The following is a 17,772-nucleotide window of genomic DNA, read 5'->3' as shown; positions in this document are numbered from 1 at the left end:
TGGTTCTTTTGGGTTCACACCCCATCTTGGGGCCAAAAGTGCGTTCCAGACGTCCTTTCCCAAAACTGCAAGATGTCAGTATAGGTTTTTGTCAACAGCTTTGAGGTCTGCTTTGCTACAGGCTCGGATGGCACCATTTGCAAAAGCGGATGACTGGTTTGGAGAGTTGAGAAGCAAATCAGGCAGGACCTAAACGTCTGCTAGGCATGGACCAACCAGCCCTTCTTGCCTATGAGGGCAATACGGCGAAGTCCTACGGGTCGTGGGCATGCCAGAGGGGAGGTCATCTGATCACACAACCTCCTCTGCTCGATCAGCGCTGCCGAGCACCTCTCGCTCTAAATTCGCCTCGCTTCTCTGCGGTACTGGCCGGCCTTAAGCCCCTAATTGCGGTTGTACAAAGCAGGGAGACTCAACAATTCAGGTGCGGTGGGACGGGCAATCAGGTAGCCCTGAATCAGGTCGCAGCCCCAGGTCTGGAGGTCTTCGAGCTGTTCGGGGTGCTCCACGCCCTCGGCCACCACGCGCAGGCCCGCCTCGTGGGCGAAGGTAATCAGGGCGCGCACAATCGGCCGCGCTGGGCGCACGCTGCTGCCCGCCGAGCCCTCAGCCTGAATCAGCGAGCGGTCAATCTTGAGCCACTGCGCCGGCAATTGGTGCAGGCGGCTGATGCTGGAATATCCGGTGCCGAAGTCGTCCAGCGCCAGGGTCAGGCCGGTGTGGCCCATTGCCGCTTCATGGGGCACGCCGCCCTCGTCCATCACGGCGCCCTCGGTGACCTCCAGAATCAGGGCGTCGGCAGGCAGGCCAGCGTCGGCCAGCAGGGTCAGCACCTGCTCGGCAAACCCAGGCTGCGCGAACTGGCGCGGCGCCACATTCACCGTCATGCGCAGGGCAGGCCACTGCGCGCGCCAGAGGGTCAGCTGACGGCACGCCTCGCGCAGCACCCAGTCACCCAGCGCCACAATCAGGTCGCTGCTCTCGGCCACTGGGATAAAGCGGCCAGGGGGCAGCAGGCCCAGCGCTGGGTGCTGCCAGCGCACCAGGGCTTCCAGGGCCACTGGCGTCAGGGTCTGGGCGTCCACGATGGGTTGGTAATGAAGCCGCAATTCGTCCCGGTCAATGCCCGCCCGCAGCGCCTGCTCCAGTTCCAGCCGTTCCAGCGCCGCAGTGCTCAGGGCGGCCTGAAACCGGCGAACGGTGTGGCGCTCGCGCTTGGCCAGGTACATGGCCAGGTCAGCATTCTTTTGCAGCGAGGTCACATCGGTGCCGTCGTCGGGGGACACGGCCACCCCAATCGAGGCCGTGACGGTCAGGGTGCGCCCGGCCAGTTCGGTGGGGGCACTCAGGGCCGCCAGGATGCGGCCTGCGGCGGCTTCAGCTTCCTCATGGGAGCGCACGCGCCGCAGCAGCACGGTAAATTCATCGCCGCCCTGGCGGGCCACCAGGTCGCCGTCACGCACAGAACGCTGCAGCCGCTCGGCCACCTGAATCAGCAGCTGGTCGCCCACATCGTGCCCCAGGGTGTCGTTGACCTGTTTGAAGTGGTCGAGGTCGATAAACAGCACGCCCATCGTCTCGCGCGCCTGAATGGCGCCCTGAAGCGCCGCCTCAAAGGCCGCGCGGTTCATCAGTCCTGTCAGGGCGTCGTGCTGGGCCTGATAGGCCAGGCGTTCCTGGGCCACCTGAAGCGCCGCGTTGGCGTGCGACAGTTCCTGGTTGCGCAGCCGCTCTTCCTCGGCTCGGTGTTCCAGGCGCTCGACCTTGAGCTGGGTGGCCAGCACCTGTGACTTCTGCCGCAGCACATCGGCGGTCACGGCCTGCTCGGCGGCGGCGGCCTGGCGGGCGTGGTGCAGCGCTTCGGGGTAGGCCCCCAGCTGCTCCAGCACCGCCGACAGGTGCAGGTGGGCCTCGGCCTGCCGCAGGGTCAGATTCAGCTCATCGGCCAGCGCCGCTGCCCGCTGCAGGACGTCGCGGGCGCTGGGCCACTCGCCCTTGCCAGCCAGCACCCGCCCCTGCGTAATCAGCACGTCACACAGGTTCTCCCGGTCCCCCAGCTCCTCAGAGCCGCTGACCCCCTGCACGGTGAGGGCCAGGGCCTCGTCCAGCCGGCCCAGTGCCAGTAGGTTGACCGACATGTTGGCCAGCAGCAGGTCCTCGTGCTGGCGGTAGCCAGCGGCGCGGGCGCGCGCCAGGGTCTGCTGGTTGAGCGTCAGCGCCTCGTCAAATCGCCCCAGTTCCTGATAATCCAGCGCCGCATTGATCGACGCGCTGGAAATCAGGATGGAGTGCCCGATGGCGGTGGCCAGTTCCAGCGCCTCAAGGTGATAGGGCAGCGCCGTCTCGTAGTCTTTGAGGTCCAGATAGAGGTTGCCAATGTTGTTCAGGGCGCGTGCCTGGCCCTGGGCATCGCCAATCGACTGCACCATTCGCAGGCAGCGCAGGTGGTATTCCAGCGCCTGCCCCAGTTGGCCAGTCTTGACCGCCGTGATGGCCAGGCCGTTCAGGTTGCGCGCTTCCAGGGCGGTTAGACCCAGCGCCGCTGCCAGCGCTGCGCTTTCTTCAAAGGCCGCGCAGGCTTCAGGGTAATTGGCCAGATAAAAGTGCCCGTAGCCAATCAGCATGCGGGCGCGGGCCATGCCCGCTTCGTAGCCGGTCTGCTGCGCAAGGTCCAGGGCGCGCGCTGCCAGCTCCTGCGCGCGCTGCATGGACAGCATCAGTACGGCGTCGGCCTCGTCGTTCAACTGGTCCACGCTGCGCCACGCCGCGTTGGCGGGGGGCAGGGCAGCGGTGGCGGGGTAAAACGACATGGAAACCTCCTGGGACAGTGGGGCGGGAATAAGCCAGAAGATAGCGGCGCCCGGCTGACAGGCTTCTGAATACCGCTCCACCCCCGGTCATCTTCATCTGCCCTTGACCGGCTGCCGTCAGAGGTGGGGCGGAATGCGGCTGGAGGCGGGAAAATGCAAGCTATAGACGACGTTTTCTGGTCAATGTGTTCACGTGCTCTTTGGAATCAAAGTCACACTGGCCTGCCAGAACCAGCGGTGCCGCTTAGTCTGATTTCGCACAGAGTTCTGACGCGGCGGCACGGTGGGCTGTCACGCCTCTGGCAAGACTCTGCATCAAGCGAGCCGTGAAAAGGGCAATCTGGCGGCTCTGAACTCGATAAATGGCCTGCGAAAAGAGTCCGACGCTGAGCCAGAGCTTCACCCGGTCAGGGAGATGAGGGCCGATGGCTGAGACACCTTCCAGCTGTGTTGTTGGCTTCTCAGAACAGAACTGAATTGCCAGCCGCTGCCCACCTTCCTGCTTGCATCGCGGCTGGGTCACTTGACTCGGATTGAGTTTTGGACAAAACAAGGAGGTCGAAGGCCGGCTTACTCCTCAAGCGGCGCCCTTTCAATGCTTGAGTGCTCCGGACGGCTCTCCGTCTTAATGGCCCGGCTGCATGCCGGTGTCCACTCCCACCTGCGCCGTGTCCAGCAGTAGCTGAGGCCGGAAGCGCAGGCCGTCGGCAGCCACCAGTTGCGCCGGAATCCCGTTCACGTGGCGCATAGCCCGTTCGGGTGCCACGCCATGCAGGTGCCCGTAGACAATCTGGTCGGGGCGCGCGGCCTCAATCACGCGGGTCAGCGGGTTGGGCAGATAAGGTGGCGAGGCCGGCGGGTAATGCAGCATCATCAGCAGGTGGTCGCCGGGTTGGCGCAGGGCCTGGGCTGCCCGCACGCTCAGGGTCAGGCGCTCGGCCTCGCGGGCCAGCAGCCGCTCGTCGTCGGCGCCCAGCGGCTCGTGGCCTGGGGTGACCCAGCCGCGCGTACCGCAGACCACCACATTGCCCACCCGCACGGCGTCATTGACCACCGCCAGCATGCCCGGCGGCAGCGCGGCGCGCAGCTTGCCCGCCGTGGGCCACCAGTAATCGTGGTTGCCGCGCAGCAGCACCTTGGTGCCGGGCAGCGCCGCGACAGGGGCCAGGTCCTGCAGCGCCTCGGGCAGCCGCATGGCCCACGACAGGTCGCCGGGCAGCAGTACCAGGTCATCTGGGTGCACCGCTGCCTGCCAGTGGTCAAAAATGGCCTGGGGGTGCCCCGCCCACTGCGGCCCGAACACGGTCATGGGCTTGGGGGTGGTCAGGGCCAGATGCAGGTCGGCGATGGCGTATACGCGCATGAAGGCTCCGGGGAAGAGAAAAACACCCTCCCAGCTGCGGGAGGGCGAATCTGTGGTCGGCTCGCTTGGTCGGGGCGAGAGGATTCGAACCTCCGACCCCTTCGTCCCGAACGAAGTGCGCTACCAGGCTGCGCTACGCCCCGAAAGAAGCCGACCAAAGCCCGGCGGGTGGCTGGGCAGGGGGTAGTCTACGCGCGGGCCTGGGGGGTGTCAAGCGCGTGCCTGGGCGTTATTCCCAGTCTTCCGGGGCGTCTGGCAGAGGGGCGCCAGTGTCCTGCTCTGCCACAAAAGCGCGAATGGCGGGCCAGATCACGCTGCCCGGATAGCCCCGGCGGGCCAGAAAGGCAAAGGCGCTGGCCTGGGGGTCACGCTTGCGGGCAAACGAGGGCCAGCGCCGGGCCAGCAGCTCGGCCACAGCCTCGGCGTCGCTGCCAGGGTCACGGGCCTCCAGGGTGTCCTGAATCAGTTCGTCGGCCACGCCCCGCCGTTTAAGGGTCTGGCGCACCCGCATGACCCCCACGCCCCGGCGCGCATTTTCCACCCGCGCCACCTGGGTGTCGTTCTGGTAACCCAGTTCCTGCACGCGGGCCAGCACCTCGTCAATCAGGGCGGCGTTCTCACTGCGTTTTTCCAGCCGGCTGCGCAGTTCCTGGGCACTCAGGGCGCGCTGGCCCAGCGCGCGAAAAGCGTAGGCCAGAAGCGCGTCGCGTTCCTCGGCGGGGGTGCGGGCGGGGCGCGGCTTTGGCGTCTGGTTCCCGTCCGGGGCAGCTCTGGAGCGTCGGCCGTACATGCCCCGCAGTATGCCGCTTGCCGCCGCGCCCGGAGGCGGGTATAGTCACGAGGTTGCCTTCACGGCAGCCGGGCGCCCTAGGCGCCGCGCGCCGGCCCACCCGCCGGACGCTCGTGTTCCCTAGGAGGGAACCGCCCCGCACCGCCAGACCGGCGGCGGGAGAACAAGGAGAAAGACACATGGCCCTTCGTCATAAATCCGCCCAGAAACGTCACCGCCAGAGCCTCAAGCGCCGCCTGATCAACCGCAGCCGCAAGAGCACCATCAAGACCTTCACCAAGAAGGCCGTGGTGGCTGCCCAGACCGGCGCCGAAGACCTGGCCACGCTGCAAAGCCGCGCCGAGAGCCTGATTGACAAGGCTGCTAAGGGCAGCACCCTGCACAAGAACACCGCGGCCCGCAAGAAGAGCCGCCTGGCCAAGGCCATCAACAAGGCCAAAGCCGCACAGCAGGGCTAAGCCAGCAGCACCGCGCGCACCGATGAAACGTCGGTGCGCGTTTTGTTGGGTGAAGCAGGCCAGCTGAATGGACATGCCGCGCGGGCTGTTACGAGTGGCCTTCTCAAGATGATGGGCCACTCATCTCCCCAAAGGAAAACAGACAAAGCCGCCGCAGAGGACGTTTCATTCCTCTGCGGCGGCTCTCTGAACTTCTGGGGTTACTTCACCACGGCGCGGATGGCGCAGCGGCCCTGGCTGGACGCCTTGAGCAGCGGCACCTGCCAGCGCACGTTGGTGTATTCGCTGGGTTTGACCTCAACCTGGCGCTGGACCTGCTGACCGTTTTCGGTGACCGTTACCGTCTTTTTCAGCGGCGCGGCGCCAAAGGTTTTGCCGTCAATGCTGTACAGCGTGACCACACCGGCCACCGTGCAGGCCGCGCTACGGAATGTGGTTGCTGGGTCCACCTTCATATCGAGCTTCAGGCCGCGCAGGTCGGTCGCAGAGACGTTTTGCATGGTGTGGGCCATGTCGAGCAGGACGCCAGGCACGACAGCAACCTTGCTGGCATCCGTCAGGACTTCAGTGGTTTTGCCGTTCTGGGTGGTCTGAGTAACCACCGAGGTGCCGGAGGTCAGCTTCAGGGGACTGGGGGTCTGGGCGGCGGCCCAGGACAGCAGGGCCGGAGCAAGCAGAGCAGAGACGGCGTATTTCATGGACAGAGAACCTCCAGGCAGAGAGCGGGAACGCAGGGGCATGGGCTCCAGTTGGCCGCGTGCGGGTGACCTCAGTCTGATGGTCGCGCGCCGGGCGGGCCAGTGGCCGCTGTTGTACCGCGCCGCCGCATGAGGGGTGTGGGAGCCGGGACGGGGACTGCGGCCTTTACGCTTGCGCGCCCCGCGCCTCAACCACGCCGGCCAGGACGCGGGCGATTTCATGAATCTCGGCGGCGTCCTGGCCCTCGACCATCACGCGAATCAGGTTCTCGGTGCCGCTGGGGCGCAGGTTCACGCGGCCCTTGCCGTGCAGCTGCGCCTCGGCCTGGGCCACCGCCGCCTGCACCTCTGGGTCGGCCGCAATGGCCTTTTTGTCAGCCACCCGGACATTGACCAGGGTTTGCGGGTACATCACGAGGTCATCGTGCAGGGCGTCCAGTGTGGTGTTCAGCGCCTTCATGCTCCCCAGGGTCAGCAGGGCGGTGAGGACGCCGTCGCCCGTCGGCGAGACATCCAGAAACAGGATATGCCCGCTCTGCTCGCCGCCCAGCCGCAGCCCATCTCCGTGCAGCCGTTCGTGGACATAGCGGTCCCCCACTGCTGTCCGCTCCAGGGGAATCCCGGCTTCGGCCAGTTTCACTTCCAGGGCCATGTTCGCCATGATGGTCGTGACCACCCGCCCCTCGCCGCGGGCGCGGGCATTGAGCAGCAGCATGTGGTCGCCGTGAATCACATTGCCCCGGCTGTCCACGAACAGGGCGCGGTCGGCGTCGCCGTCAAAGGCCACCCCAAGGTCGTACTGCCCTTCACGCACAATGCGCTGAAGGTGATCCAGATGGGTGCTGCCGCAGTCGCGGTTGATGTTGCGGCCGTCCGGCGTGGTGTAGACCGCAAACACGTCCGCACCCGCCGCCTGAAACACCTTGGGCCCCACCCGGTAGGCGGCCCCGTTGGCGCAGTCCATTGCAATCCGCAGGCCGCTGAGGTCGGGGGCGTGGCCCCGCAGATAACCCATGTACAGCCGCTCGGCTTCAGAGTAGTTGGTGACCCCGCCCAGGTTCACGCCCGTCACGGGGGGCAACTCGTGCAGACTGTCCAGCGCGGCCTCTATGTCCAGTTCGGTGGTGTCACTCAGTTTCTGGCCGTCGGCGCCGAAAAACTTGATGCCGTTGTCCTGATAGGGGTTGTGCGACGCGCTGATCACCACGCCCGCATCGGCCTTGAGGTGACGGGTCAGGTAGCTGACGCCGGGGGTAGGCAGCACGCCCACATGAATGACATTCACGCCCCGGCTGGTCAGGCCGGCGGCCAGGGCCGCTTCCAGCATGTCGCCGCTCTGGCGGGTGTCCTTGCCGATGACCACCGCCGCCTGATCGCGTCCAGCTTTCAAGATTTCACCGGCGGCGGCGCCCAGCTCCATGACCCAGGCGGCGGTCAGTGGATGGGCACCCGCCACAGCACGCACCCCATCGGTGCCGAAGTATTTACGTTCGCTCATATCTTGGCCGCATGATACGCCGGCGAGTGTCATGCTCACGGCACGCCCAATTGAACCCGGTCAAAACATGGCAACCCTGGCGCTCCCCACCGCGTACCGTGGGGCATGAGCGGATTCTCAGTCGGATCGTTCTCGTTCAGCCGCAGCGGTCACAGAGGCGGCTTTATGCGCCACAGCAGCCACAGCAGTCACAAGCGGCATCACTACGGTTACGGCGGGCACCACCGTCAGGTGCGCCGTTCGGGCTGCCTGGGGATGTTCGTGGTGGCGGCCCTGGCGGCGGGTGGGTCGCTGGCGGGGCTCGTCTCGCTGCTGGCCTGAGGCTTGCTGCGGCGCGCCTTCGCCTTTGTCGCTGACCAGGCGGCCACCCGGCGCGGTCAGGCCCCAGCGTGCAGTGTGCGGGCGTGGCCACCGGAGCTGCGCGCCGCCTTTCCTGGGGCGCGGCCCGTCGAAAGCTGGACGGGGGAGGGGGCCGCCTTTGCCCGGTACCGCAGCGGGCGCGGCCCCCTGTTTCTGAAATACATTCCGGCGGGCTGGCGCGATGCCCGAGCGGCCGAGCGGCTGCGCCGCGAGGCTGCTTACCTGCGGGACCTAGCTCCTCTGGCGCCGGTGGCCCACGCGCCGCACCTGCACGACGCGGCCAGCCAGGCGCGGCCTCTGGCCCACCTGCTGACCCGCGACCTGACCGACGAGACCACCGGCTGGGGCTGGTTTCAGACCGATGCCCAGCGGGAACAGGGCCTGCACGATGTGGTGCGGTTACTGGCGCAGCTGCATGCGTTCTGGGCGGGGCCGGGGCAGGTGCATCTGCGTGGCCCCTGGGTCTGGCAGCCCGCGTCCGTGGTCCGGAGGCAGCCCCAGACAGACGGCCTGCCTGAAGCGGTGCGGGGGGCTGTGCTGGCGGCCGCACGTGACCTGCCTGCGCTGCTGGAGCGCGCCCCCGTCTGGACACTGGTTCACGGGGACATTCACGCTGGGCAGGTGCTGTGGCCGCGTGGTGGCGCCCCCGCTGTCCTGATTGACTACGGCCAGGTGCATCCCAGCCTGCCCGGCGAGGACCTCGCGCATCTGCTGGCGCTGCGGCTGGACCCGGCCGAACGCGCTCGCCTGGGGCCAGAACTGCGGGACGCTTACCAGGCGGCGCTGGCCGAAGCCGGGCTGCCGCTGAGCCGCACCGAACTGGCCGCACAGGAACGGGCGGGCTTGGCCATCAACGTGCTGTCTACGGCGCGGCAGGCGCGGCGCCGACAGAGCAGCGGTGTGCAGCAGGCGCTTGAAGCCGCCGCTCAAGCGTGGTGGGAAGGGGAGGCGTAAGGAGCGAGCAGAGCTGTGGGGGCAGACTCTGGCAAACATTGACCGTAATGCACTTCAGGTCAGGCAACTTCAGAGGAACGCCTCGGCTCCCCGAAGCACAAAGGCAGTGAGAAGTTGCTGGTCGAGTGGGTGATCATAGGAAAGCTGTGCGACTGAGCGAATGAACGCCACCTGCGACAGATTCTGGAGAAGTCATTCAGGTCAGGCAGGCGGGTTTGGCGGCAGAAGAGGAGCTAGAGGTGATGAGAATGCAATTGACGGCCCAGATGACAGTCGTATCAATCGCTGGCCCGCGCGTTGGTGTCTGAGCAGCGGAGGTGATGCAGCGCTTCTGTTGTGGTCATTGAAGCCAGCGGAAGGCTCCTCGCCGCTTTCAGGGAAACCAATCAGAAACGGCTTAGGCCAGCTCACCCAGCAGTTCACGCGCATGGTGCAGCGCGGCCTCGCTGGTGTTGCCACTGAGCATCCGGGCGATCTCTTCCAGGCGTTCGGAGGCGTCCAGCAGGCGCACGCGGCTGACAGTGCGGCCTCCCTCAACGTGTTTTTCCACCTTGTAATGGTGGTCGGCCTGGGCCGCAATCTGGGCCAGGTGCGTGACCACCAGCACCTGCCGGGTGCGCGCCAGTTGGCGCAGTTGCGCGGCCACCGCGTGTGCAGCGCTGCCGCCAATCCCGGCGTCCACCTCGTCAAAGACCACGGCGGGTGTGTCGGCGCCCAGCACGGTGCTGATGGCCAGCATCACGCGCGAGAGTTCGCCGCCCGAGGCCACGTCGGCCAGGGGAGCCAGCTCTTCGCCAGGGTTGGCGGTGAAGTGCAGCGTCACGTCGCTCAGGCCTGAAGACGCCGGCTCGGTGTGGGGTGTCAGGTGAAAGGTCAAGCGCGCGTGTGGCATGCCCAGCTGCCGAATGACGGCCAGCAGCGCCTCGGCCAGCGGCGGCCCCTGTTCGGCGCGGGCCTCATCCAGCGTGCGGCCCGCCGCCAGCAGGTCGGCGTGCAGGCGCTCTACATCGGCGTCCAGGGTGCCGGCGTCCTGCTCGTCCTGGGTCAGAGTGGCCAGCTCGGTCTCGACCTGGGCATGAAAGGTGAGCACGTCGTCCAGGGTCGGGCCGTACTTGGCACGCAGCTTGCTCAGGGCGCCCAGGCGGCCTTCCACGCGCGCCAGTTCCTCGGGGTCAGGGGCCTGATCCTCGGCCACGCCGCGCAACTCGCCGACCACAGCCTGAATACTGCTCAGGGCGTCTTTGAGTTCGCGCTGGAGCTGGGCACTGGTCTCGTCGTAGCGGGCGCTGGTGTTCAGGGCGCGGGCGGCCTCGTTGAGAAAGCCGAGGGCGTTCTCGTCGCCGTCGCTCAGCAGGTTCAGGGCGGCGGCGGCGCTCTGGGCAATGGTGTCGAGGTTGGACAGCCGTGTCAGGTCCGCCTGGAGGGGGTCTTCCTCGCCGGGCTGTGGGGCCACCTCAGCAATCTCGCGGGCCTGAAACTGCAGGAGGTCCAGCTGCCGGGCGCGGTCGCGCTCGCTGGCGCGCAGGGCCTCCAGGCGGGCGCGGGCGTCGGTCCAGGCGCGGTAGGCGCCGGCATAGGCAGCGGCCTGGGCCGGGAGCTGCCGGTCCAGCAGCGCCCGCTGGTTGGCTGGGGTTAAGAGGCTGACTGCGCTGTGCTGCCAGTGAATGGTCAGGCGGCGCTGCGCCCAGTCCTGAAGTTCGCGCAGGCTGACGACCTCGCCGTCCAGCCGCGCCGTGCTGCGGCCCTGGGTGGTCACGCGGCGGCTGGCCACGTCGTCGGCCCAGAAGCCGGTCACCAGCAGGTCGTTTTCCCCGCTGCGAATCAGGTCGGTGTTGGTGCGCGCGCCCAGCAGCAGCCCCAGGGCGTCCACGATAATGCTCTTGCCGGCGCCGGTTTCTCCGGTAAAGACGCTCAGGCCAGCGCCGAAGTCCAGTTCCAGCGCCTCAATGGTGGCCAGATGCCGCACCTCCAACCGCGACAGCGGCAGAGAAGGAGGCGGAATGAGGGCGGCCGCTGGGGACGGCGGAGCCTCGGCAGGGGCGGTGGCGCGCGCGCGGGCCTTACGGGTCACGCCCCCGAGTCTACCCCGCGCGCCTGGACCCCGATTGGAATGGAGTGGGGAAAAACAGGAGAGGGGGTGCAGCCACCTGAGCAGCCCCTCTATGGAGGAAGTGATAGAAGAGGCGGCCTGAGTGCGCCTTATTCGGCTACGCCCGACCTGAGCCATAAGACCCAGGCGACGCCCCACGGCACGCACGCCGAACGCAGAACATGAAACCGCCGTTACAGTCCCCCCATATTTCGCTGCCGCGTGCGGCAGACAATGGCGGCACTGTTCACCTGTCCATCCCCGGAGTGGCTGGGAGGGCGCGGTGAAAAAGGAGTGACCCTATGACCCATGAATCGACTGGCGGCGTGAGCAAGCGCAGCCTGCTGCTGCTGGGGGGCCTGGCGGCCCTGGCCCTGAACAAAGACACGCGCCGCGCCCTGGTGGACGGCAGCCGCAATGCCTGGACCGGTACTCAGGACACCCTGAGCGGGACCGTGGCCCCGGCCCTGCTGACGGCCGCCGCCCACGCCCGTGACGCCGCCCTGCAAGGCGCGCACCAGGTCTCGGACGTGGTCAGTCACACGGCCCAGACTCTGCGGGAGGAAGGCCTGCCGCGCGCCAGCGCCCTGCTGGGCAGTGCAGTGGAAGGTGCCGGTGTGCTGGCGGGCAGTGCCCAGGAACGCGCCCTGCACCTGGCCGGCGAAGCAGGCGAGGCCACGCGCCAGGCCGCCACGCTTGGCGGTCACCGGGCGCAGCAGGTGTGGCAGGCGGCGCAGGCCGGCGCCGGACACACCATTCAGGACGCCCAGAGCGCCGGGCGCGAGCTGCTGGCGACCGTTCAAGACCGTGTGGGGCACGCCCTGCACGAAGCCGCCGACGGCGCCGAGACCCGCAAACGCCGCGCCGAGCGCACCCTGCGCCAGGCCCGCCGCGACGCGCTGCGCGAGTTACAAAGTGGCCGTAAAGTGCTGAAGAGTCACCAGCTGGAAAAAGCCGTGGCCAAGCGCGTCGCGCCACTGGAAAAGAAATTGACCCAGGAGCTCAAGCTGCTGGACAAGCAGGCCAGGCATGCTCGCCGCGATGACCGGCACGGTTCGGGTGTGGGCGGCGGTCTGGTGGCCCTGGCCCTGCTGGGGACTGGCATCGTGGTGCTGGCGCGGGTGCCTGCGGCCCGTCAGGGCATCTTGAACGCCGTCGAAGGTGTGAATCCCGACGCCGCCGAAGCCCTGCGCAAGGCCGGCCGCGACGCCCGGAACCTCATTGGCACCGCCTGGCTGGAGCGGATTGAGGAAGAGAAGGTGACCCCGGCCCCCGGCGCGGCGCGCAGCACCCAGGCCGCCACGACCGGCGCCACCTGGGGCGGGGCTGTGGCACCTGACGCCCCAGCAGCCGCCAAAACAGTGGCGGAAACCGAGAAAGCCAATCCAGAACCGGCCCAGGATAAGAAGGACGACGCTCCCAAAGCTGACGCCAAAGGCACCAAGCCCGCCACCCCCACAAACTAAGCGAGCGTTCTCATGCGCCGTCTGCCCAGTCCGGGCGGCGGCGCTTTTGCGTTTCCGGTAGCAAAGGACACGGCTTATTCGTTCATCCTGGCTGGACACCCTGTCTGGCAGATGTGTCTTCTGTGTGGCTTTGGGTTAGCAGAGGACAGGCGAGAACGTTGTCTAGCTGGCTCTTGTCAGGTTTCGGCCATTCTAGGTCAGTCCACTGCCTTTGTTCCCTGAGATGTGACACCACTAAAGTTGGTGTGGAACCGTTTCCTGAGCGACAATTCCGGGAACGCTTCGCACACGAACTCCTGTCTTTCCCGGTCCACAGAGGCCGCGCCCCGGAGGTTTCCATGAGCCTGACTGCCCCGAATCCCCTCGCTGACCTCGGTATCAAGGCCACCGTTCACCTCAACCCTGGCGTGGACGAGCTGTACGCCCACGCGACCCGCCTGAATGAAGGCGTACAGGCCGCCACTGGCCCCCTGACGGTCCGCACTAACAAGACGGGCCGCAGCCCCAAAGACCGCTTTATCGTCGAAGACGAACAGACGAAGAACAGCGTGTGGTGGGGCGGTTTTAACACACCCGTTTCTCCAGAGGTCTTTGACCGCCTGCTGGACAAGATGACCCGCTATGCCCAGGGCCGCGAGCTGTTTGTGCAGCAGGTGTACGCCGGCACCGATCCCCGTTACCGCATTGGGGCGCGGATGGTCACGGAAATGGCGTATCACTCGCTGTTTATTCGCAACATGTTCGTGCGCCCCACGGCCGATGAACTGGCCGCCTTTCAGGAAGACTGGACCGTCCTGAACATTCCGTCCTTCAAGGCAGACCCCGAAACGGACGGCGTACGCAGCGACACCTTTATCCTGGTCAACTTCACCAAGAAGATGATCCTGGTGGGCGGCACCCAGTACGCCGGCGAGAACAAGAAGGGCATCTTTGGCGTCCTGAACTTCCTACTGCCAGCCCAGGGCGTCATGCCCATGCACTGCTCGGCCAACGTGGGCGAGGACGGCGATGTGGCGCTGTTTTTCGGTCTGAGCGGCACCGGCAAGACCACCCTGAGCGCTGACCCCAGCCGCAAGCTGATTGGCGACGACGAGCACGGCTGGACCGACACGGGCGTCTTCAACTTTGAAGGCGGCTGCTATGCCAAGGTCATCAACCTGAATCCTGAGGCCGAGCCGGCCATCTACCAGACCACCCGCACCTACGGGACCGTGCTGGAGAATGTGGTGCTGGACAGCCAGGGTATCCCTGACCTGGACGACGGCAGCCTGACCGAAAACACCCGCAGCGCCTACCCCATTGACCAGATTGCCAACATTCAACCTGGGAGCCTGGCCGGGCACCCGCGCAACATCGTCTTCCTGACTGCCGACGCCTACGGGGTGCTGCCGCCCATCAGCCGCCTGAGCCGCGAGCAGACCATGTACCAGTTCATCAGCGGCTTTACCGCCAAGATTCCGGGCACCGAAGACGGCGTGACCGAGCCCAGTCCGACCTTCAGCACCTGCTTTGGCGCGCCCTTCATGCCCCGGCACCCCGGCGAATACGCGCGCCTGCTGGCCCAGAAGGTGCAGGAGAGCGGCGCCCGCGTGTGGCTGGTCAACACCGGCTGGAGTGGCGGTCAGTACGGCACCGGCAAGCGCATGAGCATTGCCCACACCCGCGCCATGATTAACGCGGCGCTGTCCGGCGCGCTGGACGACGTGAACTTTGAGCAGGAGCCGTTTTTCAACCTGGAGATTCCGACCGAGGTGCCGGGTGTCCCGGCCCAGGTCCTCAACCCCCGCGACGCCTGGGCCGACCCCGCCGCCTACGACGAGGCCGCCCGCAAACTGGCCCGCATGTTCCGCGAGAACTTCAAGCGCTTTGAAGAGGGCGTGGACCCGGCCGTGACCGCCAGCATGCCCAATCACGACCAGAACTGAGCAAAGAGAGGGGAGAGGCGTCAGGGGAGCACTCCCTTGACGCCTTTCTTGTACAGGGGTCGCTGAGAGAACGGTGCCCCTGTGAAGAGTGGCTGATGCCGGGCCGCGAGTGGGGCGCCGTGCTGGTTGACCCCTCTGGTCGTCAGCCGCGTCGCCCTTCCTGCCGTGTCCTTTCAAAACAAAAAACAGACCTCAGGGCATCATCCTGAGGTCTGTCTTGAAGGAGAACGATCTGTCGGCTGAGGCTTACTCTTTCACGCCCCCGGCCACGGCGCCGCCCACAAAGAAATTCTGGAAGGCGTAGAACAGCGCAATAATCGGCAGGGCGCCCAGCGTGGCGGCGGCGGCAAACACGCCCCATTTGGTGCTGAATTGCCCGGTCGAGAACGAGCGCAGCATCACGCCGACCGTCCACTGCTCCACGCCGGTCAGCAGGACGTTGGCCAGAATGAATTCGGCGTAGGTGCCGATGAACTGGTTCAGGAAGATAAAGACCATGATGCCGCCGGACAGAGGCAAAACCACGCGCAGGAACGTCTGCCAGCGGGTGGCGCCGTCCACCATGGCCGCTTCCTCCAGCGACTCGGGCAGGCTTTCCACATAGCCCTTGAAAATCCAGGTGTTAAAGGCGATGGCGCCGCCCGAGTAGGCCAGAATCAGGCCGGTGAAGGTGTTGGCCAGCCCCAGGTCGGTCAGCAGTTTGTAGACCGCCACCAACGCCAGAAAGACCGGGAACATCTGAATAAAGATGAAAAACAGCAGGGTCTGGAAGCGGCCAGGAAAGCGCAGCCGCGCCATCGCGTAGCCCGCCGTGGTGGACAGCAAGATGGCCAGAATGCCTGTGATCCCCGAGACCAGCAGCGTGTTGCGCACCGACAGGACGAACTTACTTTCGTTGGTCTGGCCCGTGAACTGCGCCGGGGTCATGAACACCACGATCAGCAGCAGGGCGCCGACCAGCACCCAGCCAGCCCAGCGGGCCAGACGCGCTGGTCCTTCGGGGTTGGCGCTTAGGCGACCGACGAGCTTCAGGATGAGCAGCGCGGCGGCGGCGGCCCCACCCGCGACGGCCAGCACCAGCTGCCAGCCAGGCACTGTAAAGCCCTCAAACAGCTTGGCAAAGTTCTCGTAACTCAGCACCTGCAAGTTGGGCAGCAGGCCCGAGCGGTACAGGATATTGGGGTTACCGGTGTCTGGAAAGGCAAAGAGGCTGTTGCGCGGGTCAAAGGCGGCAATCAGCACGTACAGCAGGGGGTAGATGGCCACCAGCACCACCAGAATCAGGAAGAGGTGGGTCAGCTGCGTGCCAAACACGGCCCAGTAGTCAACGCGCCGCCCGGTGCGGGCCATGCCGAGGCGCTGGCCCAGAAAACTGGTCAGGGCCAGCACGCCCGTGGCGGCCAGCAGAAACAGCAGGAAATTGACCCAGCCATTCTTGACGAAATAGATGGTGAAAGCAGGTGCCTTGCCTTCCAGCGTTTGCGCCAGGCGGAAGCCCAGGTAGCCCAGGCCGGCGAGCACCACCGCCAGCACCAGCCAGGGCAGTAAGCGGCGCAGCAGGGACGGCTCGCGGTGAACATAGCCGCCGGGCGGCAGGGGGGCGCCGGGGGCAGGTTTGGTGGCGGTCACTTGCGGGCCTCCTTGAACACCCCAGCGGCCCTGAAATTCACCAGGCTAATGGCCAGGGTCAGGAAAAAGATGATCAGGGCAATGGCGCTGGCCAGCGCGAAATTCTGACCGCCGCTGGAGACAAACGCCGTGTTGTAGCCCCACGACAGCAGGATGTCGGTGCTGCGCGCCGTACTTTCGCGGCCCGCCTGATCCGGCCCGCCGGCCGTGAGCAGGTAGATGATCCCGAAGTTGTTGAAGTTGAACGCAAAGCCCGACAGCAAAATGGGCGTAAACGAGGTGCGCAGCAGCGGCAGGGTAATGCCCGTAATCTGCTGCCAGCGGCTGGCGCCGTCAATGCTGGCGGCCTCGTACAGGTCGTCACTGATGGTGCTCAGGGCGCTGATGGTGGCGGTCATCATGTAAGGAAAGCCCAGCCACAAGTTGACCAGCAAAATGCTGATTTTGGCCCACAGCGGGTCGTTCAGCCACGGAATCGCCACGATCCCCAGCAGACCCAGCGCCTTGTTCACCACGCCGTAGGGCTGGTTCAGCAGCGCCACCCACATCTGTACGCTGATCACGGCTGGGATGGCCCAGGGCAGAAACAGCAGCGTGCGGTAGATGTTACGGCCCTTGAGGTTCTTGTTGTACAGCAGGATGCCCAGAATCAGGCCGGCCAGCGCGTTGATGATGACCGTGCTGAAGGCAAACACCACCGTCCACAAAAACACCGGCCACAGGGCGCGGCTGGCCTTGCTGAAAATCTCCTGAAAGTTGGCCAGCCCGACGTAGCCGAACGTATTGATGCGCGTGGCCGCCGCGACCGTCTCCAGCGTGGCCGGAACAGGCGCGCTCAGGGTAACCTGGGGGCCTGACACCGATTCGACTTTTTGCCGCAGAGGACTGGAGGCCTCTTCGTCGTACAGCACGAGGGAAGCGCCCTGGCAGCTGGGCTGGGCACAACCCAGGTACTCGGCCACCGTCTGCTCGCCCAGTTCGGAGAGGGTCACCACCCGGCGGTCTGCGCTGAGGGTGGCGGCTGTGCGGCTGGCGCTGTCGGGGCTGCCGCTGTTCTGCCCGCTGTAATTGGTAAAGGCGTAATTGACCGTCAGAATCACCGGCAGCACGGTAAACGCCAGGACAAACACCAGCGCCGGCAGCAGATAAAACCAGTCGGTGATCCAGGGAAAGGCGCGGTAGGTCAGCGGCGCCAGGACCAGCAGCGCCAGCCCTGCCCACACCAGGATCAGATACGCCGGCGCTCCGGGCACCACCTGGGCGGTGAGGAGCGATAAGCCCCAACCAATCAGGGCGCTGAGCCCCAGCAGCGCCCCCAGAATCAGCAGGGCCAGCAAAAAGCCCCGCGTGCCCTGGGGAGGCACGGCGGGGCGCTTGAGGGTAGGAGCAGGCAATGTGTTGGTCATGTGGCGTCGAGACCTCCCTGGCGTAAGTGCCGGCGTGGAACGAAAAGGAAGTGAACCGCCGTGTCAAGAATGGGTGTCTGTACGGTACTCCACAGGATGCCCAGACACGTCAGGTTAAGGAAGTCACCGTTCATCTTCTGGTGAACAGAGGAAAAAAGACGCGGCAGCAGAACTGGAGCGGTTCCGGCACTTTTCTGCCAACGCGGAATGTGCGCCGCCACGTCCTGAAGGGCCAGCACAAGGCCCTGGGCCGGGGCCGCACAAAAATGTCCGGCGGCGGCAGGGACCGCCGGGCCGGACAACCGGGGGAACACGCCGGGCATGTT

General features: G+C 66.1%; 14 protein-coding genes and 1 tRNA gene. 5 read left to right on the top strand and 10 right to left on the bottom strand.

All coding sequences use genetic code 11. From position 1 onward, the window contains the following. Nucleotides 1-383: 383 nt before the first annotated feature. The 4 genes from GO986_RS11890 to GO986_RS11875 all read right to left on the bottom strand — a co-directional run bounded on the left by GO986_RS11890 (nt 384) and on the right by GO986_RS11875 (nt 4,963). Complete coding sequence (locus GO986_RS11890) at nt 384-2,810, bottom strand: EAL domain-containing protein (protein ID WP_157459512.1); 2,427 nt, start codon at nt 2,808-2,810, stop codon at nt 384-386. A 625-nt stretch (nt 2,811-3,435) separates the two neighbouring features. Further along, a complete protein-coding gene (locus GO986_RS11885; protein ID WP_157459511.1) occupies nt 3,436-4,173 on the bottom strand; it encodes a metallophosphoesterase in 738 nt (245 codons plus the stop codon). A gap of 66 nt (nt 4,174-4,239) precedes the next feature. Next, a tRNA-Pro gene (locus tag GO986_RS11880) sits at nt 4,240-4,316 on the bottom strand. A gap of 86 nt (nt 4,317-4,402) precedes the next feature. After that, nucleotides 4,403-4,963 carry a RecX family transcriptional regulator gene (locus tag GO986_RS11875; RefSeq protein ID WP_157459510.1) on the bottom strand — a complete coding sequence of 187 codons (561 nt, stop codon included), beginning with the start codon at nt 4,961-4,963 and terminating at the stop codon, nt 4,403-4,405. A 179-nt stretch (nt 4,964-5,142) separates the two neighbouring features. Here GO986_RS11875 and rpsT point away from each other — a divergent pair, with 179 nt between their 5' ends. Further along, entirely contained in the window at nt 5,143-5,421 is a 279-nt protein-coding gene (rpsT, locus tag GO986_RS11870) for a 30S ribosomal protein S20 (protein WP_157459509.1), read from the top strand. A 200-nt stretch (nt 5,422-5,621) separates the two neighbouring features. On the opposite strand, the gene GO986_RS11865 is transcribed toward rpsT, so the two are convergent. Together GO986_RS11865 and glmM are read right to left on the bottom strand one after the other, a co-directional pair. Continuing rightward, a complete protein-coding gene (locus GO986_RS11865; RefSeq protein WP_157459508.1) occupies nt 5,622-6,119 on the bottom strand; it encodes a hypothetical protein in 498 nt (165 codons plus the stop codon). 166 nt (nt 6,120-6,285) lie between these two features. Then, entirely contained in the window at nt 6,286-7,617 is a 1,332-nt protein-coding gene (glmM, locus tag GO986_RS11860) for a phosphoglucosamine mutase (RefSeq protein WP_157459507.1), read from the bottom strand. Between the two features lie 105 nt (nt 7,618-7,722). Here glmM and GO986_RS11855 point away from each other — a divergent pair, with 105 nt between their 5' ends. Beyond that, nucleotides 7,723-7,938 (top strand): hypothetical protein, encoded by a 216-nt coding sequence (locus GO986_RS11855; protein WP_157459506.1) that lies wholly within the window; start codon nt 7,723-7,725, stop codon nt 7,936-7,938. 3 nt (nt 7,939-7,941) lie between these two features. After that, entirely contained in the window at nt 7,942-8,931 is a 990-nt protein-coding gene (locus tag GO986_RS11850) for a phosphotransferase family protein (protein ID WP_232337756.1), read from the top strand. Nucleotides 8,932-9,328: 397 nt separating this feature from the next. Here GO986_RS11850 and GO986_RS11845 read toward each other — a convergent pair whose 3' ends face one another. Next, nucleotides 9,329-11,002, bottom strand: a complete 1,674-nt coding sequence (locus tag GO986_RS11845; protein ID WP_369409339.1) for a DNA repair protein RecN — start codon at nt 11,000-11,002, stop codon at nt 9,329-9,331. A gap of 320 nt (nt 11,003-11,322) precedes the next feature. Between GO986_RS11845 and GO986_RS11840 the strand changes: the two genes are divergently transcribed. After that, a complete protein-coding gene (locus tag GO986_RS11840) occupies nt 11,323-12,486 on the top strand; it encodes an alginate biosynthesis protein AlgP (protein ID WP_157459504.1) in 1,164 nt (387 codons plus the stop codon). A 338-nt stretch (nt 12,487-12,824) separates the two neighbouring features. Further along, entirely contained in the window at nt 12,825-14,411 is a 1,587-nt protein-coding gene (gene pckA / locus GO986_RS11835) for a phosphoenolpyruvate carboxykinase (ATP) (RefSeq protein ID WP_157459503.1), read from the top strand. A gap of 246 nt (nt 14,412-14,657) precedes the next feature. Here pckA and GO986_RS11830 read toward each other — a convergent pair whose 3' ends face one another. From GO986_RS11830 to GO986_RS11820, 3 genes are read right to left on the bottom strand one after another with little or no spacing between them, the layout of a single operon-like run. Further along, nucleotides 14,658-16,040, bottom strand: coding sequence for a sugar ABC transporter permease (locus GO986_RS11830; protein WP_369409338.1), 1,383 nt, complete (start codon nt 16,038-16,040; stop codon nt 14,658-14,660). Beyond that, a complete protein-coding gene (locus GO986_RS11825; RefSeq protein WP_157459502.1) occupies nt 16,037-17,446 on the bottom strand; it encodes an ABC transporter permease subunit in 1,410 nt (469 codons plus the stop codon). The genes GO986_RS11830 and GO986_RS11825 overlap by 4 nt, the downstream gene beginning before the upstream one ends. Next, nucleotides 17,443-17,769 (bottom strand): hypothetical protein, encoded by a 327-nt coding sequence (locus GO986_RS11820; RefSeq protein WP_157459501.1) that lies wholly within the window; start codon nt 17,767-17,769, stop codon nt 17,443-17,445. The genes GO986_RS11825 and GO986_RS11820 overlap by 4 nt, the downstream gene beginning before the upstream one ends. Nucleotides 17,770-17,772 lie beyond the last annotated feature (3 nt).

The sequence above is a fragment of the Deinococcus arboris genome, assembly GCF_009755355.1.
GTDB classification, from domain to species: domain Bacteria; phylum Deinococcota; class Deinococci; order Deinococcales; family Deinococcaceae; genus Deinococcus; species Deinococcus betulae.
Note: the sequence above shows the minus strand (reverse complement) of the source record. Positions and strands in the feature narration are given on the sequence as shown.

Excerpts from the sequence above, each read along its gene's own strand:
- GO986_RS11825 (WP_157459502.1), bottom strand. The coding sequence starts at position 17,446 with ATGACCAACACATTGCCTGCTCCTACCCTCAAGCGCCCCGCCGTGCCT.
- GO986_RS11885 (WP_157459511.1), bottom strand. The coding sequence starts at position 4,173 with ATGCGCGTATACGCCATCGCCGACCTGCATCTGGCCCTGACCACCCCC.
- rpsT (WP_157459509.1), top strand. The coding sequence starts at position 5,143 with ATGGCCCTTCGTCATAAATCCGCCCAGAAACGTCACCGCCAGAGCCTC.
- glmM (WP_157459507.1), bottom strand. The coding sequence starts at position 7,617 with ATGAGCGAACGTAAATACTTCGGCACCGATGGGGTGCGTGCTGTGGCG.
- GO986_RS11875 (WP_157459510.1), bottom strand. The coding sequence starts at position 4,963 with ATGTACGGCCGACGCTCCAGAGCTGCCCCGGACGGGAACCAGACGCCA.
- pckA (WP_157459503.1), top strand. The coding sequence starts at position 12,825 with ATGAGCCTGACTGCCCCGAATCCCCTCGCTGACCTCGGTATCAAGGCC.
- GO986_RS11855 (WP_157459506.1), top strand. The coding sequence starts at position 7,723 with ATGAGCGGATTCTCAGTCGGATCGTTCTCGTTCAGCCGCAGCGGTCAC.
- GO986_RS11890 (WP_157459512.1), bottom strand. The coding sequence starts at position 2,810 with ATGTCGTTTTACCCCGCCACCGCTGCCCTGCCCCCCGCCAACGCGGCG.
- GO986_RS11840 (WP_157459504.1), top strand. The coding sequence starts at position 11,323 with ATGACCCATGAATCGACTGGCGGCGTGAGCAAGCGCAGCCTGCTGCTG.
- GO986_RS11865 (WP_157459508.1), bottom strand. The coding sequence starts at position 6,119 with ATGAAATACGCCGTCTCTGCTCTGCTTGCTCCGGCCCTGCTGTCCTGG.
- GO986_RS11820 (WP_157459501.1), bottom strand. The coding sequence starts at position 17,769 with ATGCCCGGCGTGTTCCCCCGGTTGTCCGGCCCGGCGGTCCCTGCCGCC.